Raw genomic sequence first — 22,984 nt, 5'->3', positions numbered from 1 at the left:
TTAAGCTCCAACTGATCTGTACTGGCTCGCTGCATCCTCAAATCCGGCCAATACGGTCGTATATCTCGCTGTGTTCCTCTGCAAGGTTTTGTTGCCATTTGCTTGTCCACTGCCAGTTTGTGCTTCTAGGCTGCCTGAATTCACAGGATTCGCAATGAATAAGTTTGAAGCCTGTTCCTGGAATTGGAGATGAATAAATATCATCAAGCCGCCAACCAGCCATGGCATGACCTTTCTTCAAACAGTACAACCACTTCATCCCTGCAGATCTGAGACCGACCATTTGGGCTGGAACTCCGAGTGCAAGAGAGGGGATCATTACTAGTGATTCACAATCTCTAACGACTCGTTCTGGGTTGTAGTCAATTAATCCTTGCCGAATAATTTTACCAATTTCGTCATCTGGATCATCAACATTAAACCCAAGAGCAAATGCACGAGAGCGAAATGCATCGATCTCCTGGGATGGTGTCATTTCAGGCTGTTCCTGCTCATTTTGGCTTTTTAGATTTTGCAGATGTTGTTGAACTCTCATTTTCACATCAGAGTCATCAATTTTGTTCAAAAACGTAAAAGATTCTTCGATGCGCGTTAGCTTCCCTTTTTCATCGAGTTCAGATAGCGCATATTGCATAATCATTTGAGCCAGCAAATCTTGATTTTTAGTAGTTATAGCTAATTCCATCGCGAGATTTAGACAGAATTTCAGCCATGATGAAATATAATCTGCCTGATTTTCAAATTTTTCTATTTTTAATCTAAGCGCAAACAGCGTAATAGCACCTATCAATCTTGGAAGAGCATCCAGAAAAACATGATATTCCCCAACAAGAATCATCCTGTTTATAAGCAAGATAACTTTCTCAATTTCACGTGAAGCACGACCACTAATTTGTGATCTGGAGGTTGATACGATCCACCCAGTGATACTTTCTCGTGGGAACTGCTCAGATGAAATGAAGTAATGATAGTCTGACTCTACTGCCACCTGTAGGCGTAGTACACGCACTAGCATAATCACGTAGCGCCTCAAATATGCGGGGGTCTTCTCTTTCCGAATGATTTTTAACATTAACGCATACAAATCAGCAAATGCAGCAAGTCCCTGAGGTGTTCGCCTACCAACTTCTGCTTCAAATACTCGCTCAACATAGAGCCCTGCACTTATCCGAGTTTCGATCAGCTCGGTCGCAGAATTAATCACTGGTTTAGCTGACGTTACCAGCTCCTTGAACTTACCCTCTTTGTAGAGTCGTTCAAACTGTTCATTGAAGATGTCAAATGTGACCTTTTTGTTCTGCTCCAATAAGGCTCTGAGTACATCGCTGTGAGAGCTTTTAATCAGGGTGTCGATTGACCCTGTCAGCCGCTCAAAAGCGTGTAGCCGTAGCCAATTCATATTCTGCTCAACCGCAACCAATAGTTCAGTCGTATGCTCTGGCACAGTATCTTCAGACCGAAGATGAACCACCACCGTTTTTTGGCCACTTTCCGTAGCTTTCGCGAGGTCATTGGCTATTTTCGTATTATTTTGTAGACTTGCCCAGAATATCTTCTCATCGGTTACATCGACTACAACTAGAATAATTGGTGTTTCAATCTGCAGCATGTAGTAACGCAGACGCTCTACAGGCATGTCGAAAGAGACATATGTACCCTGATCTATGTAGGAGACCTTCTGTTGCCCCTTGATCTGGACTTTGAAAATAAAACCAGTAGCCATATCTTTTGGGCTAGTAATTTCAATTTCACCATCTATCCCATAATCCTCCTGGTCTTCCTGGCTGCGGAAAACCCAATTAGCTGGCAAATGGTAGGCGAAAATTCTCCCCGCGGTCCGGCCGATCTCTTTTGCGTTCATTTTCGTTGGGCAATACTCAAGTTAAAATTTTATAAAAACTCTTTGACCTTTCGATGATCTGGTCCGTGAGTACTCGGTTATCGATATATTATTTATTTAATGATATTTAGATATTGGTTTGAGCTGCCTTTGTAAAGACATTTTCATCACTTAAAGATTAACATCTAACATTAGAGATGTTTGGAACTCTCCTCCCACCAATAGCCTTGATGTGCAGGCTCGTAGCCTCTACTGTGACTGCTCATAAGATCGGGCTGCCGACGTCATGTACAGTAATATATTCAATTTTTAGTTTCAGATGTGACTTTAACGCCGCGTCTGACTGCTGACGCGGCCATCAACTCACTCCGTCCTAAAGGTGTAAGTACAGCAGTACGGAGTTCTTTTCCACTTTCATCTCGAGTAGTCGAGATTTGTAGATAGCCTAGTGCTGTGAATTGAACAATTACAAGTTGGAGGCTTGATTCATGAATTGCTACTGCGCTGAAATCGAGGTTGGGGTAAGAGGCGGATATATCTGGGAACGCTTTCTCTTTTAGAATGCGATTAAGTGCAGATTTTATATTTGAGAGCTTTGACTCTGATAGCAAATATGGGCCACACGCGACAAGCAACTCACGCCAACTGAAGAGTCCGGTGCTTGCGACCCTTTGATACTGATACGGGTATCCCTCACTACGATCCGTGAGAGTAACAGTGAAAGCAAGCTCGACTCTATCATCGTCTTGTGCAAGCTCCTCCGATCCTGTTGGACGCGCGACTGATAATTTGCCAAGCTCTTGTGTGAGTTGATCATTGAGCTGTCGGAGACGAACGATCTCCACTGCAGCTTCCGTGCTAGCTAACTGATCAGCTCGAACCCATCCTGGCCGTGGAGTACGCCGTATGAGTTGTGTCAAGCTCCGCGACACTACTGCACCGAGTTCTGCCGCCGTTTTCCATTCCTTGCACAGTCGCGTCTGCACAAGCGCACGAAACTGCTCCAATCGCTTTTGTGCTTCAGGCTCAAGCTCGGACTTTCCATTGGGGATTTGGCTTGGGTCTGCATGGACAAACCCTAAAACAGGAATCCCCTTCTCAAGGGCATAGCGATACTCTTTTTCTGTAAAGCTAATGCCCTCTGCATCGACAGAGCCATAACGACCTGCTATCACTACTACGTAGTAGTCACACTGATCGATTAGATCTTTTATGAACGACCATTGATCATCACTCGATGCAGGAAAATACTCCATTCCACACGGAAAGCAGTCTAGCTCTAAGAGTGCTCGCATTACCTCTAGGCGCTCTACTTCAAGATCTCGGAATGTCGAACTAAGAAATACTTGATAGCGCTTTTGCATATATTTTAATCATTTAAATAGTGAAGTTTATTTAAATTAACCAATCGGAATGCATGAAAATGGCAATGATGCACTTTCTGCTCTTCCGTCAACTCTCACATAGTTTATTGATAACTTGCATGCATTGCCGAGCGATTGCTTTATTTTTACTGGTAAGTTTTGAATAATATCTGGTGGCATAGTCCAAGGTATGGGTGATCCATTTTCAGCCTTTATTATATAAGCCTTATTCGGCTCAATTAAGCCCTTATCTATTCCAACTTGAAGATAGTGTGTTGAATAATCACCATTGGTGAAATTCGCATCAATTTCTACACTTGCAACACCTGCTGGTTGATTTCCTACGTTTGTGACCATGAAGGTCATGTCATGCGAATTACTATTTAGTATTGCTATCTGTATGATTGGTTGTTGCTTCTCAATGAGATTCTTTATTGGCAATGCTGTGATAATTGAAAGAGATGTTAATATAAATCCGGCTAATATTGGCAGGCCGGATGTTATAATTTTTCTCGTTGTCTGGTACTCTCCGCAATGTGCGCATTTTGTGGCTTGATAGTGGATGAGCTCTTTACATGATGTACATCTCTTTTTTGTTCTGTAGTGTTTCAATTTCACCCCTTTATTGTTTTGAATAATTGCCTTCATAAACAATTGAAAGTTCTGTGTGCATATATTTTTCTGCTTATAGAATGCTATGAGTCAGACGACTTTTTATTTCACGCTTGATCGAATCTCTCATTTCATCGGAAGCTTTTGTGCAATTTAATCTGATGGCGACTAATTGGTTTTGTTTTTCTGGTAATTTATATTTTCCAGCGATCTCTTTGTATGCTGGCGTTCCGAAGTCTGTTATTTTGTATATTTGTAAATTCATTATGAACATATCCGCCGCACTGTTGACATATTCTTTGCTGCACTCTTTCAACTTGCTTGACTGTGCTTCTATGTTATCCCCATATATATCAATAAGCGCATAAGTTGAATTTAAAAGCTTGTTGTAATTCTCGATTGCATTGTTGTAGCGCATGGCGGCAAAATTGCTCTGAACTTCATTTTTATTTGGAAATGCAGCCATATTTAATTCGGTGGCCAATTTGTCATATTGCAATGTTTTGTTGTATGCATCCTCTAAATTTGTTCTAATTATTTTTTCACTTTCAAGATATGCTGTCGTTTTTTGGCCTGCATATGCTGTAATTAGTGATGCAAATATACCTATTAAGGCAGGAGCAATTGCTATCATCATCGATGATATCCAAGAGTTGCTATTTTTTGATCTATGTTTTATATATGTCATAAACGCCATTTTTCCAAAAATTATTCGATATGGTTACGCACTATATTTGATGATTCGCATGCGTTCAGGTAGAAGGAGAAGATATATGGCGTCAGCGTCGATATTTGGGCTAGTAGTCTTCGGTCTGCTCTTTGCAGCCTTGGTACTTTATGCAGGTAGCCACCGACAGCAAGACCACCAGCCACGGCGCAAAGTAAAGCGTGATAGGGAATAGTATCTGAGTAGTATCCATCGCCGGAATGATCTATGACAATAGCGTTGTCGGTTGCTCTTGATGCTGGACCTGCCGTGGGTCCGTTCCTGCCATGATCTCGCCAGACTTAACCCTTGCCACCTCTTCCATCCTTGGTTAGCTTTGAGTACAAGCACTTGGTTGATTTCACGGAGACACTGATGCCTGCAGAATCCTTGGTGGCGCTTGTGGTGGTCGTTCTCGGCTTTGCATCCTTAGCCGCCTATGCCGGCCACCAGCGTAAAGCCCACCGAAAGCCCCGTCAGCCCAAGCACTGAGCGCTACGTTTGCAAGTCCACCCTCCGGTAGAAATACTGCCGGCAGCCATCTACGGTCGGCCCGGTGACGGGCTGTACGGTGAGCTTTGCGAGCAGCGTCTTCGGCGATGTTTGGGCATCGTGCGCTAACGTGCTGAGCGCCACGTACTGCCGTTCAAAATCGGCAACGGCTTCGGCCGTGATCCAAAGCTGGGTCTGATTGCGGAGGGTCGATGCCAGCAATCGGCGTTGCACCAGGTGGTATGCCACCTGTTCCTTGAGTCCTAACTGTTTTGCCGCCTCAGGAATCGTCAGCAACCCCGCGTGCTCTATCCAATAAGTCGACAACCAGTCATCAAGTGTTCGCTTGTCGAGCAGGATGCGGCTGAGCTTGCTTGCCTCTGAGCTACCCTCTACAAGCAACACCTCGCGCTTCATGATGGCGCGCAGCAGCGCGGTAAAGCATGGCCCGTCAATCCGCATGGTTTTCAGGGCATTGCTCAGCGTGATGGTTGGCTGGGTTGGTGAAGGCGTAATGCCTCGTATCTGGCAACGCGTCACCAGAACCCGCAGGGAATCCAGCGCAAACCGCCAGACACTTGCTCCATGCTCACCAGGCGTGAATTGCGGGAGCAGTACCCGCGTAGCCACCAGCTGTCGGATTCGGGTTTTGCTGAACCCCAGGTACTTGGCGGTCGCTTCCAGGGTAAGGCCTTCGCTTAGCTCCATCCTGACCAGGGGTAACTGCGCTTCGGGAATCGACCAGAATCGTCGTCCGCATTGGCTGGTGACGATGTTGGCCTGCAACCAGCCGGCAGCATGCAGCCGCTTTAGCTCGGCAGGCGTCACGCGTAGCTTCAGGCAGGCCTCCTGAATCGTGATGCAATTGCCTTGCCCATGCAGCCCCGTCTGCCAATGATTGCGCAGGGTAATGGGGCCTTCCCAATGCTGTTTCAGGTAGACCTCGAATGCTTCGCGCAGGAAGTCAAACTCGGGAGAGTCCAGTTCCACGTACAGCCAGTGATAGAGGCGACCGAAGCTGCGGCGCAGACTGAATGAGCTGGGTGCGGAGGTTTTGATCTTGTCGAGCCAGGGGTAGAAGTTGTCTGGCCAGTTTTCCAACAAAGAGCCGAGCTTGTGGCTGACGGCTGCCAATACCGACACGCGATGCAGCTGCGCCAGTTGCCCGGTTTTCTGTCCTTGCGCCCTCAGTTCGATATTGGCGACAAGCTGGATCAGTCGTGCCCAGCCTTGTGGCGTGATTGACAGGAATATTTGGTTTTCACGCTCGACCGAGCATTGAAACGTACTCTGAACCATCTTGATGGCTTCGGACGCTTCAAAGACTTTTTCGGTCAGCGACTGTCCGCAGTGGTGGCAGTGACCACACAGGACTTGTCCGGCAGACAACACGGCTTCGCATTCCGGGCAGGCATCCAGCAGCAGGTTGTGGTGGTAGGGGCAGATGCAGTACAGGCGAATGCTCCAGCGCGCATCTAGATGGGGCTCATTGCGCATGCAGACAGGACACCATCGGGTCGTGGCGTAATTGATGGCTAGATCGCGCTGATCCGGGGCTTGCGCATCAGCAGGCCGCATACGCGTGGGCCAAGGCAAATACAGTCCTTGCCATTCCTCCTGTGATAAATGAAGCAAGGCCCGTAGTCGGGCAGGTTGTTCGGATAGCAATGCCAGTTGGCGTAGCAGCGGATTGAACGAGTCATAGCCATTGGCCCAGGCGAGCCGAGTCAGATAGCTGATACCGGATTCGCCTGGATAGGGCCGCACACGAATCGGCAGACGGAGTTTCTGGTTTGTCCGGCGGTAATTGGGGAGCTGTCGGTTAGCCGCGACGTGATAGCGCAACATGCGGGTTCTCCTTTGCATCGGTGGCGAATACTTGCTGGGCAAAATGTTCCAGACTGGAACGACGTAGCTGACCAAGCCAGTGGTCCAGTTGCCGAATCAGGGTCGTTGGGGAGCCATCGTTGCCGGGCAGCTCGGAAAGTACGGCGAAGAGAGGCAAGGCCGGCTGAATGCCGTTGGCCAGCCATTGGTTCAGCAGCTGTAACCGCAGACGAATGTGTTGCTGATCCTGATCATGTGCATGGCGGTGCTTGAGCCAGGCCGGGAACGCTTGCGGCAGAACCGCCGGCCGTGGTCGATGTTGCCACTGGTTCCACAGCCGGCACAGTTGCTGTTGGTATGCCTGAGCCGGTATGGCTGGGTTCAGCGTGATCCGGTCATGATTGAGTGGCGTTGGGTAGTGTAGTAATGGCGTGATATAGCGCGCCATGAGTCGGGTATGGCCCAGGTCATGCCGAGAAATCCAGCGCGAGATGGCCAGCGGCTTGCTTTCCGAGTTCAGGTAGATGAACGCCCCCCCAGGCTGGGCGTAGGTCGCCAGAATGCCGTGCGCCAGCCATTGCCTAAGTTGTGTCAGCGGCTGGGACAGTACTTCCAGATGCAACTGAGGACCACGCGGTTTTTCTTCGGTCGGCGGAAGTCGGCTTACCAACTGGCTGGCAAAGTGCAGCCATGCCAGGTATGCGGATAGACGCACAGGATGTTGCTGGGCGCGCTGGATAATCACCTCGGACAATCGGTAGTTGAGTACGGTAGGTTCCGCCGTGTCGTCATCCAACAGGCTCCGCCGACAAAGGCAGTACCAGTCCATGTCCAGGGTTGTCCAATACAGAGTGCGGCCGCAGAGACAGCGCTCCCGTAGCTGGGTGCGATGCCGAGGGCAGACCGTCACCCAAGGTAAAGTCCAGTACGCGGCATGATGCCCGCGCTCCACAAGGCATCGAGGGCAGAGTCGAAGCGATGACGTACTGCGGCTGCGCCAAGGTTCCGGGATAGCCGATTTGAGCGTGTGCTGAGCCCGCAGCCACGCGGAATCGCTTGGCAGATCAAAGAACTGATCCCCAAAGTCGTTAAGGGCAGCCTGACGGGGGCTCGTGCAAAGCGCCCGTGTGAGCCATCGTGGTGTGCGGTGGCCATGAAGGCTAAACAGCCGGTGGAGAAAACCACCGATGCTTTCATCCATGGCTGGCCTAGGGCGAAGAGGTAGGGCGGAACGCTTAAACATGAGCCGGTCTCCCCCGTGTCTGGGCGCGGAGCGCGCCCTGTTCAAAGGGCTCGCCCTGTCGGTCCAAACGACGGAAAACGAAATCGCGACTGAATGGATTGAGCGCGCCTGTGCCTTGCGGCCAAATCTCGGCTTCAAAGGCTTGTGCCAGCTCCTGCCGGCGGATTTCGTTCAGGGACTGCTCGAAGGCCAAGCGGATCGCGCTGATCAACAACTTTTTCAGGTAGGCCACGCGGCCATCGGTGGCGAAGTACACCCGGCATGCCAGGCTTTCCCAGCTTTCCGAACCGATGGAAAACGGAATTGGCATGCAGCTGGCCAGGGTGTAGAACAGGTCCAGGCATTCCTGCTCGACGCTTTTATCCGGGTTCTGCCCCAGCTCCATCCGCATCTGCCGGGAAAAGCGGCGGCGTAACTGCTCGTTGACCCGCAGCAGGTTCTCCACGCGAGGCAGCCCCAGCAGGACGGTCGGGACTTGCAGGTTATCCAGCAGACTCTTGATCCAGTCTCCGACCAGGTACTGGGTTGGCGACTGCCCCCTGTCCTGGATGTGGTTGGCTTCGTCAATCAGCAGTAGCTCGACGCCAACGCCCTTGGCTAAGCGTGCGACGCGAGCCGTCTTGGCAGAGCCTGTCCCCTGGCCGGGTTGTGGATCGCCCAACCGGGTCAGCATGACTTCCGCCACGCCGCCGATGGTGGCCGCTGGAGGAATCGAGACATACAGCACCGGCTGCACATCGCGTTCGGGCAGAACGACACGCGGGTACTTCTGGCAGATGAGCTGACAAAGCGTGGTCTTGCCGGTGCCGGATTCCCCGGTGATCAGCAGGTTCTGGATCATTGCGCCGGAACGATACAGCTGTAGGGCGCGCTCGACTTCCTCGAATGCCGACATGAAGGGTGGGAAGTTCAGGTGTTCCTGACTGAACTGGCTGAGCGCCATGAATTCCTGATGGATCATTTCCAGTCCTTTCGCGATGGGAGCTTGAAGGAGGGAATCAGCTTCGGCGCCAGCGGCGACGCAGGGTTGGCGATAGGTTGCTGCGATTTGAGTTGCCGTTTGGGTTTGGGCGCGGACATTCGGGCTTCAGGCTGGTCGCTGTTTGCACCCGAGAGCCGGGCGGCACGTTTGCGCTTGCCGAGCTTGCGGCTTTGCACCAGCGCATCGACCTCCTGCATCAATTGATGACGCGCTTCCGCCAGCCGCTGTGGATTAGCAGCCTTCTTGCCTTGTTCCCTGAGCATCTTGCGAATGGTCTTGTGCTGGAACTCGGTGAGCCCCTTCGCGTAATCAGGATCGGCAGCAGCAATAGTGAGTGGGTGTTCGGCTTTGGGTGGCCAAGCCAGTATGGAGCCCAGATCGCAGGGGTCATACACCACCCGTATAGGCGTACCGCTTCCCCAGGTACGCAGAATTGGCTCCAGCTCAGGTCCTGCGTAACGGATACCCATCAGGAACAGCCCTTCCTGATTCAGCTTGCGAACTTCAGCTTTGCCTATGCGGGTGCGCAGGTCTTCCAGGGTTCCCGGCAACTGCGGTGTCATGCGTTGCAGACCGTCATGCCATTTGGCCCATGGCGTCGTGCCGATGCCCCGATGCACGGTCTGGGCATACACATCCAACAGCCACTTTTCGAAGAGGTGGGTAAATTCACCGAGCGTCAGGACAGCATGCTTCTGTGGGTCGTAGTCCCCGCGCTCGGTGAAGCGCGCCAGACTGGTGCCGGGCATTTGGTGCGTGAAGTAGTAATTGACGGTCTTGAGAAAGCGTTCGATGACGCCTTTGAAACGAGGCTGACGTTTGGGACAAAATTGCAGCCCGATACCAAGGTCCAGCGCGATGGCTTCCAGGGTCGTGCCAAGAAACTCCAGCCCGTTGTCGCAGATCAGTTCTTGCATCACTCCATAGCAAGGCCAACGATGCTCGACAATAACCGCTGGGACTGCGGGCTTTGCCGCCTTCTTCGGCAGGATGGCATGGCGCAAGGCCCCAACTACCGCTTCCACCGAAGGTGGGCCAAAGCTGATGAAGTATCCGACCGGGAAACGGCTATAGACATCAATCAGAATGGTCAGGGTCGGGCGACCAAGGGGTAACTGGTAAAAGTCATCGATCAGGAACAAGTCGAGAGGGGTGTGATCCACTTCGACCCGTTGCAGGATGTGCTCTACGACGGGGCCATTTTTGAAGATATGGAAGCGTCGATCAGCAGCATTCTTGCCATATTTCAGCGCGGTGAGATCGTAGGCATCAATCCGGCTGAACATGCGGTAGACGGTGCGTCGTGAAGGCATGACCAAGCGGTTCTCGTTAAACCGGAGCCGGTTTTCCTGAGCTACCTTCATTTGCAGCCGATCATATACATTCCCTCCTGTCGCAGCAGGAGTGGATGCAAAGGCTTCCTGTGCGGCCTCGGAAAAGAGCTCCAGCAGCTTGTCAGGCTGGCGTAGTGCGTGGGTGCCGCGCAGGTCATAACGGGGGATCAGCGCGCGTATATCCTGTGCATTGCGAAATCGGCTCAGCCAGCGGTAGAGGGATGAAGGGGATGGTGGCTTTGGGTCACCCAGTTGCTGCGCAATCTGCGTAATGATGGGGGCCAGGCTTTGTGGGGTCAGAACATAGCTGCCTTGTTCTTTCAGGCCTTCCAGATACGCCATGCGGCGCTTGGTTTCCTTTTGCAGATGAGGGGGTAAGTCCGCCAGCGGGCGGCTGTAGCTACGCACCTGTTTCTTGGCGAGTGCATGCTCTGGCACGGCTATCTGCCCTTCGCTGTATGCGGACAACAGCGCATCAAATGCGCAGATGAGGGTGTGCCCATCCGTCTCCCTGCGCACGATGGCTTGTTGTTGTGGCGTCAGGCGCTCGATGATGTGGGGGACACCATTCCATTCAAAAGCCATATTTTGGCGCAATGCGAAACCACTCATGATCGCTCTCCATGCTCAGGGTAACCGGGGTATCGAAATTGACGGGCTCAGACAGGTCGCATTGCAGCCAGCCATCCAGTAACAAGCCGAATGGCTCCACGCCATGCATAGTTAGCGCATGGCTTGCTGCATCTAGCGTCATGGGGAAACCGCCGGCCAACGACTCCATCGCGGTACGGCTTTGCATGAACGACACGACGCGCATGGAGGCGTGCTGATAAATCCATTTCAGGTTGTCGAGCCGGGGTTGCTGCCGAAGGTCTGCTTCGCTCAAGACCAGGAAGGTTTGGCCCGTTCGTCCCAGCTCTGCCGCGACACAATCGAGCTTGTGGCGTACATCGGGCTGCTGAAGGCTGCGGGCGGGCTTGATTTCAACCAGTACGCGCCGGCCGTCGTGAAGATCGAGGACAAAATCCGGTGTATAGCGCCGCAGCTTGTTGCCATCGGGGAAGTAGATGCGCTCGGGCTGCTCCGCGAAGCTTTCAACCAGCGGGGATGTCTCGAACAGGTAGATGGCATCCCGCTCAAGCAAGCCTTCGTAGTGCACCAGACGGCCGGTTTTACGGCTGGGGAATTTGCCGCGCATGATCCCGCCTGTGGAGTGGATCACCTCTCGGGAGCGCTGGTGGACCAGGCCACCTGGGGAACGATTGAGTAACTGACGTTTGAGTGAAATGGCAGGCATGACTGCTCCTCCTACGTGGGCAAGGGGCAGCAACGGCCACTTACCCACCGAAAAGGGTCGAATATCACCGATTTCGGGCGTAACAACGCCCTGCTGACGGAGTTATTCCGGCAGGCAAACGGTGAGTGGGGATGAGCAGTGGCTTGACGTTGGCGGGAGCTGTGCAGATACTTGAGTTGACTAGACTGTGGTATCAGCTGATGCCACCAAGCGGGGCCACTGAAAAGTTGGCTCCGTTTTTACATTCTGGCGTCCTCCCTCTTTCGGCGTTTCAAGCGCCTGGCCGGTACGGGTACCGCTTCGATCAAGACCTCTTTCATCGCGAGAATTTCGCGAATCATGCGGACTTGCGCAGGGTGCAGCGTAGCCAATCGCTGCTTCATGTCCGCCACCAACTGGTAAACCTCCGGCGGCGCATCCACATCAAGTACCAATTTACGCTCGGAAGCCGCAACGGCTTCTTGCAGCCTGAGCTGGTCATTCTCAGATAGGTTCAGGGCCGAGATCATCTTTGCGATGAACTCAGCAGGGGGCGGGCCTTTGAGACCAACTTCCAATGCGGACACATAGCTTTGCCCACAGCCGAGCAAGTCGGCTAATTCCGTTTGGCTGATGCGTTTACGCAACCGCAGCTCATGCAGAAAGTTGGAAAATGGACTCATGTTCAATTGCCGAAGCCGGTGGTATCAAACCACAGGCTAGGCCGGTGAAAATCCAGTGTCAAAGAGGATGTTTGCTGCGCAAGTAGAGTTTGAAATCATTTTGAAATCAGCATGTTGAGTGATTTTTGTTGTTTTTCATGCTGTTACGTGAGCATGGTTTTGCTGAGAAAATTTTTGGGCAAAATGCAACAATGCTTGGTTTTCGCGTCATCATATGCCTTGACCAACACCACTTTGGTCGAAAAAGGATTTCTAACCTGATAGCCGCACAATGCCGCATGTAGTACGGGTAAAATTTGGCCGCAGTGCTAAATAATTTCTTACATCTGAAAAGAAAAACATGTCTGCCTTACAAAATCTTCTCGCTTCCTTCCGCAATGCCGCCGTCACTGAGCGTGAGAAAGGCACCTACTTTGAAGAATTGATCATCTGCTATCTCAAGAACGAGGCCACTTACCGCGATCTCTACAGCGATGTGTGGACGTTTGCCGAGTGGGCTGAGCAGTATGGTCACGGCTGGAACAAGAAGGATACCGGCATCGACTTGGTAGCCAGGACGACAGAAGGTGAGTATCACGCCATACAGTGCAAGTTCTACGCCGAAGACTACAAAGTCCAAAAGTCAGACATCGACAGTTTCTTTACCGCCTCGGGCAAGCACCCTTTCAGTCGTCGACTGATCGTTACCACCACTAATAACTGGGGGCCAAATGCGGAAGATGCGCTGATTGGTCAGCAGCCCCCCGTTACCAAGTTGGACCTGCAGGCACTGGAAGACAGCCAGATTGATTGGAGCCAGTATGCTTCCAAGCAGGCCGTCGTCCTCAAACCCAAAAAGCAGCTGCGCGATCACCAAATTCGCGCCTTGGCCCGAGTCGAAGCTGGCTTGGCCACAGCAGAGCGTGGCAAGCTCATCATGGCGTGCGGCACAGGTAAAACCTTTACCAGCCTGAAAATCGCGGAAAAGCTGGTTGGGGCAGGCAAGCGAGTGTTGTTCTTGGTTCCAAGCCTTTCTTTGCTATCGCAAACTCTCACCGAGTGGACTCAGGAAAGTGACACCCCACTCCATAGTTTTGCGGTGTGCTCGGATAGCGATGTCGGCAAGAGGCGTAAGAAAGACGACGATGTCGTGCAGACTCTTGCCCATGAGCTGCGCTACCCGGCGACAACCGATGCTGCCAGGTTGGCCACGGAAATGGCCAAGCGTCACGATAACGAGCATATGAGCGTGGTGTTCAGCACCTATCATTCCATCGACGTGATTAGTCGTGCTCAGTTGGAGCATGGACTGGCCGATTTTGATCTGATCATTTGCGATGAAGCGCACCGCACAACGGGCGCGACCTTTGACGGCGAAGAAGAAAGCGCCTTTGTTCGCGTGCACGACGGCGCTTACATTCGCGCTGCCAAGCGTCTTTACATGACCGCGACCCCACGCATTTATGGCGATAGCGCCAAAGTCACGGCGGAAAAGGGCGATGTCACTCTGTGCTCGATGGATGACGATACCCTGTTCGGTAAAGAGTTGTTCGTCATTACTTTCAGCGAGGCGGTCAAAGCAGGACTGCTGGTGGATTACAAAGTGCTGGTGCTGGCGATGGATGAGGCCCACATCAGCCGAAGCCTGCAAAACCTGCTGAAGGATGATGACAACCAAATCAAGGTGGAAGATGCCGCCAAGATAGTGGGTTGCTGGAAGGCGCTATCCAAGCAAGACACCCGTGAAGACCTGGGGGACGACGCGGCCGCCATGCGTCGCGCGGTAGCTTTCTGCCAAGTGATCGAGTACCAGAGCAACGCCAAGACTCACAAAATCAGCTCCAAGAAAATTGCCGACATGTTTTCGGCCGTGGTGGAGGAGTATAAGGCCAGCAATCCTGATGAAGATTGCGCCACGCTCATGTGCGAGGCCGACCACATTGATGGCGGTATGAATGCCGGCGAGAAGGAAAGCAAGCTGGCATGGCTTAAATCCCCGGTGCCGGACGATACCTGCCGTATCCTCAGCAACGTGCGTTGTTTGTCCGAAGGGGTGGATGTGCCTGCGCTGGATGCCGTGCTTTTCCTGACGCCGCGCAGCTCGCAGGTGGACGTGGTGCAGTCTGTTGGCCGCGTGATGCGCTTGGCAGAAGGAAAGAAGCGCGGTTATGTGATTCTGCCGGTGGTGATCCCCGCTGGTATGGCACCGGATGAAGCGCTGAACGATAATAAGACCTACAAGGTGGTATGGCAGGTGTTGCAGGCGCTGCGTTCACACGATGATCGCTTTGACGCCATGATCAACAAGCTTGATCTGGTCGGCAATGACACTAGCAAGATGGAAGTCATCGCCGTTACCGAAAAGGTGCAGAAAAAGGCCGACAAGAACGCTGCAGCAGCCAGTCTGAGCAAGGGCAAAGGAACCTATGGCATTGGTAGTATTGCCAAGGTCGAAGACGGCCAGAACAACCCCGTACAGCAAACTCTGGAATTCGAAATCGGCGAAATCGAGCGCGCCATCTTCGCCAAGGTTGTACAAAAGTGTGGCAACCGCCACCACTGGGAAGACTGGGCCAACGACATCGCCAAGATCGCCCGCACCCATATCACCCGTATTACAGAAATCGTCAACAACGACAGTAATCACGATGAGCAGGTTGCCTTTGAAGGCCTGGTAGCCGAACTACGGGACGATCTGAACGACAGCATCACCCGCGAAGAAGTAATTGAAATGCTGGCCCAGCATCTGATTACCAAGCCAGTTTTCGATGCACTATTTGCCGATTACAGTTTTGCCAGCCATAACCCCATGTCCAAGGCCATGCAGAATGTGCTGGATCGCCTACATGAGCACCGACTGGTTAAAGAAGCCGACACGCTGGAGAAGTTCTATGCCAGCGTCAAGCTGCGCGCCGAAGGCATCGACAAAGCCGAAGGCAAGCAAAAGATCATCGTCGAGTTGTACGACAAATTCTTCCGTAATGCCTTCCCGCGCATGACCGAGCGCCTGGGCATTGTCTACACCCCGGTGGAAGTGGTGGATTTCATCATCCACAGCGTCGAGCACATCCTGCAAAGCCAGTTTGGCCAGAGCCTAGCCAGCGACGGTGTGCACATCATCGATCCGTTTACGGGCACTGGCACCTTCATTACCCGCCTGATGCAAAGCGGCATCATCTCGCCCGAGCAACTTAAAAAGAAATTCAAGGGTGAAATCCATGCCAACGAACTGGTACTGCTGGCTTATTACATCGCCGCCATCAATATCGAGGCGGTGTACCACGGTATTGTCGGGGGCGACTACGTGCCGTTTGACGGCATTTGCCTTACCGACACCTTCCAGATGTATGAAAAGGAGGACCTGGTAGACCAAGTGCTGTTCCAGAACAGCGCTCGCCGAAAACGGCAAAAGGCGCTGGATATCCGCGTCATCATCGGAAACCCGCCGTACTCCAAAGGACAGGGGGAGGCAAACGATAATAATGCAAATCTTGCCTACCCCTGTCTGGATGCAAAAATCCGGGACACCTATGCAGCACGATCAAACGGACAAAACAAGAACGGGCTTTATAACAATTATGTTCGTGCTATTCGCTGGGCCAGTGATCGCATAGGTGACAGCGGCATTATCGGATTTGTTACCAACGGCGGCTGGATTGATGGCATTGCAGAGTCAGGTATCCGGCGTTGTCTGGTAGATGAGTTCTCCAGCCTGTATGTTTTCCATCTGCGTGGGAATCAATACACATCAGGCGATCGTTCCCGACGTGAGGGAGGCAAGATTTTCGGCAGTGGTAGTCGTGCCCCCATTGCCATTTCTCTGCTAGTGAAGAACCCCGCAGCCAGCCAGCTGGGGACCGTCCACTTCCACGACATTGGTGACTACCTTAGTCGAGAAGAAAAGCTAGAACGTATCAGCCGCCTGTGCAGTGTGGCAGGTATCACCGAAGCCCAGGGCTGGCAGTTCATCACTCCAGATGAGCATGGCGATTGGTTGAAGCAGCGGGATAGCAGCGTGGATGGTTTCATTTCCTTGGGTGACAAACGCGATGATACGGCTCTCACCCTGTTTGCCAACTATTCGTCTGGCGTAAAGACTCAGCGTGATGCTTGGTGCTTCAATGCCAGCAAGAGTCAGGCCGCTGAGAACATTGAACGCATGATTAGCTTTTACAATACGGAGTTGAAAAGATTTAATCAGGGTCGGGAAGAACTAAGCAAAAAAGAGCGGGAAACTATATTGGATAGTGTTATTAATAATGACCCAACTAAGATCAGTTGGACACGCGCACTGAAACAGGAGCTTGCGAAAGGCCGGACTTTATCGTTCGATTCCGGAAGTGTTGTAACTGGCTTGTATCGTCCATTTTTTAAGCAAGGAATGTATTACAGTCGAAAACTGAACGAGATGGTATACCAGATGCCACGGATCTTCCCGAATGATGCAGCAAAAAATCTGGTGATTGCTGTTTCGGCTCCAGGATTCACTACTGGGTTTTGTGCACTGATGGCAGATGTTCCGCCTGAGCTGTGCGTAGCTGCAATGAAGGGGGGGACTCAATGTTTCCCTCTATATTTGTACGATGAGGATGATAAGCCTGCAAGTTTCGTACCTGAGCAGCAAGGTCTGTTCGACACTAAGCCAGTCACAGCGACAAGTGTTGGCGGCATCCGTCGCGACGCTATTACCGATGAAGGCTTGGCGCATTTCGTGGCTGCTTATCCGGGCGAATCTATCAGCAAGGAAGATATCTTCTATTACGTTTACGGCTTGCTACACTCACCGGATTACCGCGAGCGCTTTGCCGATAACCTCGGCAAAGAGCTGCCGCGCATTCCGTGTGTAAAAGGTGCCGCCAACTTCTGGGCCTTTAGCCAGGCTGGTCGTAAGTTGGCCGAGTTGCATCTGAACTATGAGACCGTACCCATGTACGAGGGGGTCAAGGTGGATACCGGGGGCAAGCCTCTGATGGCTGCCGACTATCGTGTAGAGCAGATGAAGTACGGCAAGAAGGGCAAGGACAAAGACCTTACCACGCTGCACTACAACAGCCGAATTACCGTCACGAGCATTCCGTTAGAAGCTTATGAGTATGTGGTTAATGGTAAGCCGGCATTGAACTGGGTGGTTGAGCGCCAGTGCGTGAAGCGCGATAAGGATAGCGGCATCGTCAACGACGCCAACGATTGGGCCATCGAGACGATGAATAACCCTCGCTACCCGTTGGAGCTGTTCTTGCGTGTGATTACCGTTAGCTTGGAAACCATGAAGATCGTAAAGGCGCTGCCACCGCTAGACCTTTGAATGGGATTGAAGTTGGTAGTGCCAGAGCTAAAGTAGCTTTAACGAAAAAACCCACCGAAGTCATCCGGTGGGTTTTTCATTATCTATGTCAGCATTTTTTCACTAACCTGACACAAATTTCACTTTGAGTGTCACCCTACAGAATCAAACATCAATATTCCGCGCAATCAGCGCATTGCCTTCGATGAACTGCCTGCGTGGCTCCACCTCGTCGCCCATCAGGGTGGTGAACACGTCGTCCGCGCCCATCACGTCTTCGATGCGTACCTTGAGCAGGCGGCGCACGGCTGGGTCCATGGTGGTTTCCCACAGCTGTTCCGGGTTCATCTCGCCCAGGCCTTTGTAGCGCTGGATGTTCATGCCCTTTTTCACTTCGGCCAGCAGCCAGTCCAGCGCTTCGCCGAACTCGTTTACCGGCTTGACGGTTTCGCCGCGTTTGACGTGGGCGCCTTCGCGCAGCAGGCCGCCCAGCAGGCTGCCGGTTTTCTTCAGCTCTGCGTAGTCGCCGCTGTCCAGGAAGTTTTGGTCCAGCACCGTCACCAGCACGTTGCCGTGCAGTTTGCGGATGATCTTGATCAGGTGGCCGTCGTTCTTTTCGTCGCGCAGCAGTTGCAGGTCTATGGTTTCGGCCGGCAGGTGCTTGGAGAGCTCCGCCACGGTGTGGTCGGCCTGTTGCTGGCTTTCCAGCGACAGCGGGCCGGTTTTGAGCATGGCTTCCAGCACCAGCGGGTCGATCACGCGGCTTTCGCGTTCCATCACCGCGCGGGCCAGCAGGAACTGGCGGGCGATTTCGCCCAGGGTTTCGCCGGACAGCGGGGCGGCGCCCTCGGCCGGGACTAGCTCGGCTTTTTCCAGCGCCAGCTGCAGCAGGTATTGGTTGAGTTCGCCGTCGTCTTTCAGATAGCGTTCCTGCTTGCCGTGCTTGGCCTTGTACAGCGGCGGCTGGGCGATGTAGATGTGGCCGCGTTCTACCAGCTCGGTCATCTGGCGGTAGAAGAAGGTGAGCAGCAGGGTGCGGATGTGCGCGCCGTCCACGTCGGCGTCGGTCATGATGATGATGCGGTGGTAGCGCAGCTTGTCCGGGTTGTATTCGTCCTTGCCGATGCCGCAGCCCATGGCGGTGATCAGGGTGGCCACTTCCTGGCTTTGCAGCATCTTGTCGAAGCGGGCGCGTTCCACGTTGAGGATCTTGCCCTTCAGCGGCAGGATGGCCTGGAACTTGCGGTCGCGGCCTTGCTTGGCGGAGCCGCCGGCGGAGTCACCCTCCACCAGGTACAGTTCGCACAGGCTGGGGTCTTTTTCCTGGCAGTCCGCCAGCTTGCCGGGCAGGCCCAGGCCGTCCATCACGCCTTTGCGGCGGGTGATTTCGCGGGCCTTGCGCGCGGCTTCGCGGGCGCGGGCGGCTTCCACAATCTTGCCGCAGATGATCTTGGCGTCGTTGGGGTTTTCCAGCAGGTAGGTTTTCAGTGCTTCGCTGATCACTTCGTTCACTACCGGGCCGATTTCGCCGGATACCAGTTTGTCTTTGGTCTGGCTGGAGAACTTGGGGTCCGGCAGCTTGACCGACAGCACGCAGGTGAGGCCTTCGCGCATGTCGTCGCCGGTGGTGTCCACCTTGGCCTTCTTGGCCACTTCGCTCTCTTCGATAAACTGGTTCAGCGTGCGGGTCATCACCTGGCGCAGCGCGGTCATGTGGGTGCCGCCGTCGCGCTGGGGGATGTTGTTGGTGAAGCACTGGACGTTCTCTTGATAGGAGTCGTTCCACTGCATGGCCACTTCCACGCTCATGCCGTCTTTTTCGCCAAAACCGTAAAACACCTTGGGGTGCAGCACGTTCTTGTTGCGGTTCATGTATTCCACAAAGCCGGCCACGCCGCCGGAGAAGGCGAAGTTTTCTTCCTTGCCGGTGCGTTTGTCCAGCAGCTGGATGCCCACGCCCTGGTTCAGGAAGGACAGTTCGCGGATGCGCTTGGCCAGGATGTCGAAGTGGTATTCGATGTGGCCGAAGGTGTCCACGCTGGCAAAGAAGGTCACTTCCGTGCCGCGGTGGCTGGTATGGCCGGTGACGGTGAGCGGGGCCACGGCGTCGCCGCGGCGGAATTCCATCTCGTGCACCTTGCCGTCGCGCCAGATCTTGAGCTTCAGCCAGTCGGACAGCGCGTTGACCACGGATACGCCCACGCCGTGCAGGCCGCCGGAGATCTTGTAGCTGTTGCTGTCGAACTTGCCGCCTGCGTGCAGGATGGTCATGATCACTTCCGCCGCGGAGCGTCCTTCTTCCGGGTGGATGTCGGTGGGGATGCCGCGGCCGTTGTCTTCCACGGAAACGGAGTTGTCCGGATTGATGGTGACCTTGATGGTGTCGGCATGGCCGGCCAGCGCTTCGTCAATGGCGTTGTCCAGCACTTCAAACACCATGTGGTGCAGGCCGGTGCCATCGGAGGTATCGCCAATATACATGCCGGGGCGCTTGCGCACCGCATCCAGGCCTTTAAGCACCTTGATACTGTCCGCGCCGTATTCTTGTTCGCTCATACTCACACTTTCCATATGGCCGCGCCGCCGGGGTGAAACAGGCTGCGTGGCCGGTCATTCTTAAATCCGGGAGGCGGCGCTAGGCCGCCCGCTGACTCCGTTTGCTGCGTCAGATGCGCATCGGCATCACGATGTACTTGAAGTTGCTGACATCCGGAATGGTGAACAACGCGCTGCGGATGGAGTCGCCAAACGCCAGCTGCAGGGTTTCCGCCGGCAGGTTGGTCAGCACGTCCAGCAGGTAGTTGATGTTGAAGCCAATCTCCAGGCCATCGCCTTGGAAGGCGATTTCCAGTTCTTCTTCGGCTTCTTCCTGTTCGCTGTTGGTGCACAGGATGGACATCTTGCCGGGGGCCAGCACCAGGCGCACGCCGCGGAACTTCTCGTTGGCCAGAATGGCGGCGCGCTGCAGCGCGTGCAGGAATTCCAGGCGTTCGATCAGGAAGATCTTGTCGTTGTCCAGCGGGATGACGCGGTTGTAGTCCGGGAACTTGCCGTCCACCACCTTGCTGATGATGACGGTGGCGCCAAAGCTGAAGCGCACCTGGTTGGCCAGCACTTCAATCTTGATTTCGTCGTCGCTGTCTTGCAGCAGCTTGTACAGCTCGATGATGGTCTTGCGCGGCAGGATCACCTCGGCCTTGGGCAGGGTGGCGGTGACGTCGGCGCTGGCAAAGGCCAGGCGGTGGCCGTCGGTGGCCACCAGGCGCACTTGGTTGCCGTCGGTCTGCATCAGCAGGCCGTTGAGGTAGTAGCGGATGTCCTGCACGGCCATGGCGTACTGCACCTGGGAGATCAGGCGCTTGAGTTCGCGCTGACTCAGGCTGAAGCTGGCGTCGGAGGCGGTGCCCACGGACAGCAGCGGGAAGTCTTCCGCCGGCAGGGTTTGCAGGTTGAAACGGCTCTTGCCGGCCTTCAGGGTGAGGCGGCCGCCGTCCAGCTGCTCCAGCGTCACCGTGGTATTGCCCGGAATGGCGCGCAGGATGTCCTGCAGCTTCTTGGCGGAGGTGGTGAGGCGGAAGTCTTCGCCCGGCAGCTCGTCGCTGCTGGCGGTGGTGATCTGGATTTCCAGGTCGGTGGCCAGGAATCCAACCTGTCCGCCCTTCTTCTCGATCAGGACGTTGGACAGAATCGGCAGCGTGTGGCGACGCTCGACAATGCCGGTAACTGCCAGCAGGGGCTTGAGCAGGGCATCGCGTTCGGCTTGCAGGATCAGCATGTGGCGGGCTCCCAGTAGATGGTGAAGAGTCGTTTCATGGTTCGATTAATTGCGCAGCATCGCGAGCAGCGCTTCGTAGTCGTGCGCGATGTCGGCGTCGTTTTCGCGCATCTCATTAATGGTTTTGCAGGCGTGCAGCACCGTGGTGTGGTCCCGGCCGCCAAAGGCATCGCCAATATTGGGCAGCGACAGCTGGGTGAGCTCCTTGGCCAGGGCCATGGCTACCTGGCGCGGCCGGGCGATGTCGCGGCTGCGCTTTTTGCTGTGCATGTCGGACAGCTTGATCTTGTAGTACTCCGCCACCGTTTTCTGGATGGCGTCCACCGTCACCTGGCGGTTGCCGGCGGCCAGGATGTCCTTCAGCGCTTCCTTTACCAGCTCCAGCGTGATGTTCTGGTTGGTGAAGCGGGCATAGGCCACCACGCGCTTGAGCGCGCCTTCCAGCTCGCGCACGTTGGAACGCACGTTCTGGGCGATGAAGAAGGCCACGTTGTGCTCCAGCTTGATGCTGTCCGCCTCCGCCTTCTTCATTAGAATGGCCACGCGCATTTCCAGCTCCGGCGGCTGGATTTCCACGGTCAGGCCCCAGGAGAAGCGCGAAATCAGCCGCTCTTCCATCCCTTCAATCTGCTTGGGGTAGCTGTCGCAGGTCATGATGACTTGCTTGCCGCCCTCGATCAGCGCATTGAAGGCATAGAAGAATTCTTCCTGGGTGCGGTTTTTGCCGGCAAAGAACTGGATGTCGTCAATCAGCAACAGATCCAGCGAGTGGTAGTAACGCTTGAATTCGTCAAACGCCTTGTGCTGGTAGGCGCGCATGATGTCGGCCACGTAGCGTTCGGCGTGGATGTAGCGGATCTTGGCTTGCGGGTTCTTTTGGAACACATGGTTGCCGATGGCCTGGATCAAGTGAGTCTTACCCAGGCCCACGCCGCCGTAGACAAACAGCGGGTTGTAAGCCTGGTCGCCCGGATTTTCCGCAATCTGCATGGCGGCGGCGCGCGCCAGCTGGTTGCCCTTACCCGTCACCAGCGTATCGAAGGTGAAGGAGGGGTTGAGGCGCGTGCTTTCATGGCTGCCGCCAATGGCCTTGACCGCGGCCTGCTTGGCCGGGGACGGCGCAGCCGGCGCGCTGGGCGCGGTTTTGCTGGGCTCCTTGGCCTTGGGCTGGATGCTGGCAGCCGGCTGCAGCGGCCTGGCGGAAGGCGCGCCCAGACGCAGCTCCACCGGGCATTCGCCAATCAGTTCCACCGCCAGTTCCTCAATGCGGGCGAGGAAACGGTCTTTGATGAACTGCATGATGAAGCGGTTGGGCGCGAACAGCGCAATGCCTTCATCGCCGGCTTCGGCGTTGAGCGGCTTGATCCAGGTATTGAACTGTTGCGAAGACAGTTCGGCCTCCAGTCGGGCGAGGCAGGCAGGCCAGAATTGATCCAGTTCGGTCATTACATACACGCATGTGAAAGCGAAAAACCCGCTGAGCGCGCTCGGCTTGCAACAGCGGGATGGGCCGCTCGCGGCGCGGATAGGGCAGCGCGCAAGCAGCGGATGTTCGGCATGAAGCGGCCGGCAGGCTGCGGTGTGGCA

Annotated in this window: 14 protein-coding genes and 1 pseudogene; 1 reads left to right on the top strand and 14 read right to left on the bottom strand. The window is 54.2% G+C overall.

Translation table 11 applies throughout. The annotated features are described in order from the left end of the window. Positions 1-37 precede the first annotated feature (37 nt). The 11 genes and pseudogenes from C2134_RS20295 to C2134_RS20255 all read right to left on the bottom strand — a co-directional run bounded on the left by C2134_RS20295 (position 38) and on the right by C2134_RS20255 (position 12,359). Positions 38-1,861: a DUF4365 domain-containing protein gene (locus C2134_RS20295; RefSeq protein ID WP_103321873.1), complete on the bottom strand. Its 1,824-nt coding sequence runs from the start codon at positions 1,859-1,861 to the stop codon at positions 38-40. Between the two features lie 281 nt (positions 1,862-2,142). Continuing rightward, complete coding sequence (locus C2134_RS20290) at positions 2,143-3,204, bottom strand: DUF4062 domain-containing protein (RefSeq protein ID WP_103321872.1); 1,062 nt, start codon at positions 3,202-3,204, stop codon at positions 2,143-2,145. A gap of 36 nt (positions 3,205-3,240) precedes the next feature. Further along, positions 3,241-3,852, bottom strand: a complete 612-nt coding sequence (locus C2134_RS21410) for a hypothetical protein (RefSeq protein ID WP_146042235.1) — start codon at positions 3,850-3,852, stop codon at positions 3,241-3,243. 37 nt (positions 3,853-3,889) lie between these two features. Beyond that, positions 3,890-4,453, bottom strand: coding sequence for a hypothetical protein (locus C2134_RS20285; RefSeq protein WP_103321871.1), 564 nt, complete (start codon positions 4,451-4,453; stop codon positions 3,890-3,892). A 564-nt stretch (positions 4,454-5,017) separates the two neighbouring features. Next, positions 5,018-6,862 carry a TniQ family protein gene (locus tag C2134_RS20280; RefSeq protein ID WP_158248839.1) on the bottom strand — a complete coding sequence of 615 codons (1,845 nt, stop codon included), beginning with the start codon at positions 6,860-6,862 and terminating at the stop codon, positions 5,018-5,020. Further along, complete coding sequence (locus C2134_RS20275; RefSeq protein ID WP_233196522.1) at positions 6,837-7,670, bottom strand: hypothetical protein; 834 nt, start codon at positions 7,668-7,670, stop codon at positions 6,837-6,839. The genes C2134_RS20280 and C2134_RS20275 overlap by 26 nt, the downstream gene beginning before the upstream one ends. 60 nt (positions 7,671-7,730) lie before the next feature. Continuing rightward, positions 7,731-8,084 (bottom strand): annotated as a pseudogene (locus C2134_RS22195) (TniQ family protein); the annotation flags it as partial. Beyond that, complete coding sequence (locus tag C2134_RS20270) at positions 8,077-9,045, bottom strand: TniB family NTP-binding protein (protein WP_103321868.1); 969 nt, start codon at positions 9,043-9,045, stop codon at positions 8,077-8,079. The pseudogene C2134_RS22195 and the gene C2134_RS20270, both read right to left, overlap by 8 nt. Beyond that, positions 9,042-11,012 (bottom strand): TnsB C-terminal domain-containing protein, encoded by a 1,971-nt coding sequence (locus C2134_RS20265; RefSeq protein ID WP_103321867.1) that lies wholly within the window; start codon positions 11,010-11,012, stop codon positions 9,042-9,044. The genes C2134_RS20270 and C2134_RS20265 overlap by 4 nt, the downstream gene beginning before the upstream one ends. Continuing rightward, a complete protein-coding gene (locus C2134_RS20260) occupies positions 10,975-11,697 on the bottom strand; it encodes a TnsA endonuclease N-terminal domain-containing protein (protein ID WP_103321866.1) in 723 nt (240 codons plus the stop codon). The genes C2134_RS20265 and C2134_RS20260 overlap by 38 nt, the downstream gene beginning before the upstream one ends. 239 nt (positions 11,698-11,936) lie before the next feature. Then, complete coding sequence (locus C2134_RS20255; protein ID WP_103321865.1) at positions 11,937-12,359, bottom strand: helix-turn-helix domain-containing protein; 423 nt, start codon at positions 12,357-12,359, stop codon at positions 11,937-11,939. A 340-nt stretch (positions 12,360-12,699) separates the two neighbouring features. Here C2134_RS20255 and C2134_RS20250 point away from each other — a divergent pair, with 340 nt between their 5' ends. Next, positions 12,700-17,643 carry a DEAD/DEAH box helicase gene (locus tag C2134_RS20250; protein ID WP_103321864.1) on the top strand — a complete coding sequence of 1,648 codons (4,944 nt, stop codon included), beginning with the start codon at positions 12,700-12,702 and terminating at the stop codon, positions 17,641-17,643. Positions 17,644-17,787: 144 nt separating this feature from the next. On the opposite strand, the gene gyrB is transcribed toward C2134_RS20250, so the two are convergent. The 3 genes from gyrB to dnaA all read right to left on the bottom strand — a co-directional run bounded on the left by gyrB (position 17,788) and on the right by dnaA (position 22,843). After that, positions 17,788-20,178, bottom strand: a complete 2,391-nt coding sequence (gene gyrB, locus C2134_RS20245) for a DNA topoisomerase (ATP-hydrolyzing) subunit B (RefSeq protein WP_103321863.1) — start codon at positions 20,176-20,178, stop codon at positions 17,788-17,790. 109 nt (positions 20,179-20,287) lie between these two features. After that, positions 20,288-21,397, bottom strand: coding sequence for a DNA polymerase III subunit beta (dnaN, locus tag C2134_RS20240; RefSeq protein WP_103321862.1), 1,110 nt, complete (start codon positions 21,395-21,397; stop codon positions 20,288-20,290). 45 nt (positions 21,398-21,442) lie between these two features. Further along, the gene (gene dnaA / locus C2134_RS20235) at positions 21,443-22,843 is read right to left on the bottom strand and encodes a chromosomal replication initiator protein DnaA (RefSeq protein WP_103321861.1); all 1,401 of its coding nucleotides are present in this window, start codon (positions 22,841-22,843) and stop codon (positions 21,443-21,445) included. Positions 22,844-22,984: the final 141 nt, after the last annotated feature.

The organism is Chromobacterium sinusclupearum, from assembly GCF_002902845.1.
Taxonomy (GTDB): Bacteria; Pseudomonadota; Gammaproteobacteria; order Burkholderiales; family Chromobacteriaceae; genus Chromobacterium; species Chromobacterium sinusclupearum.
This window is presented reverse-complemented; position numbering and strand designations above follow the sequence as displayed.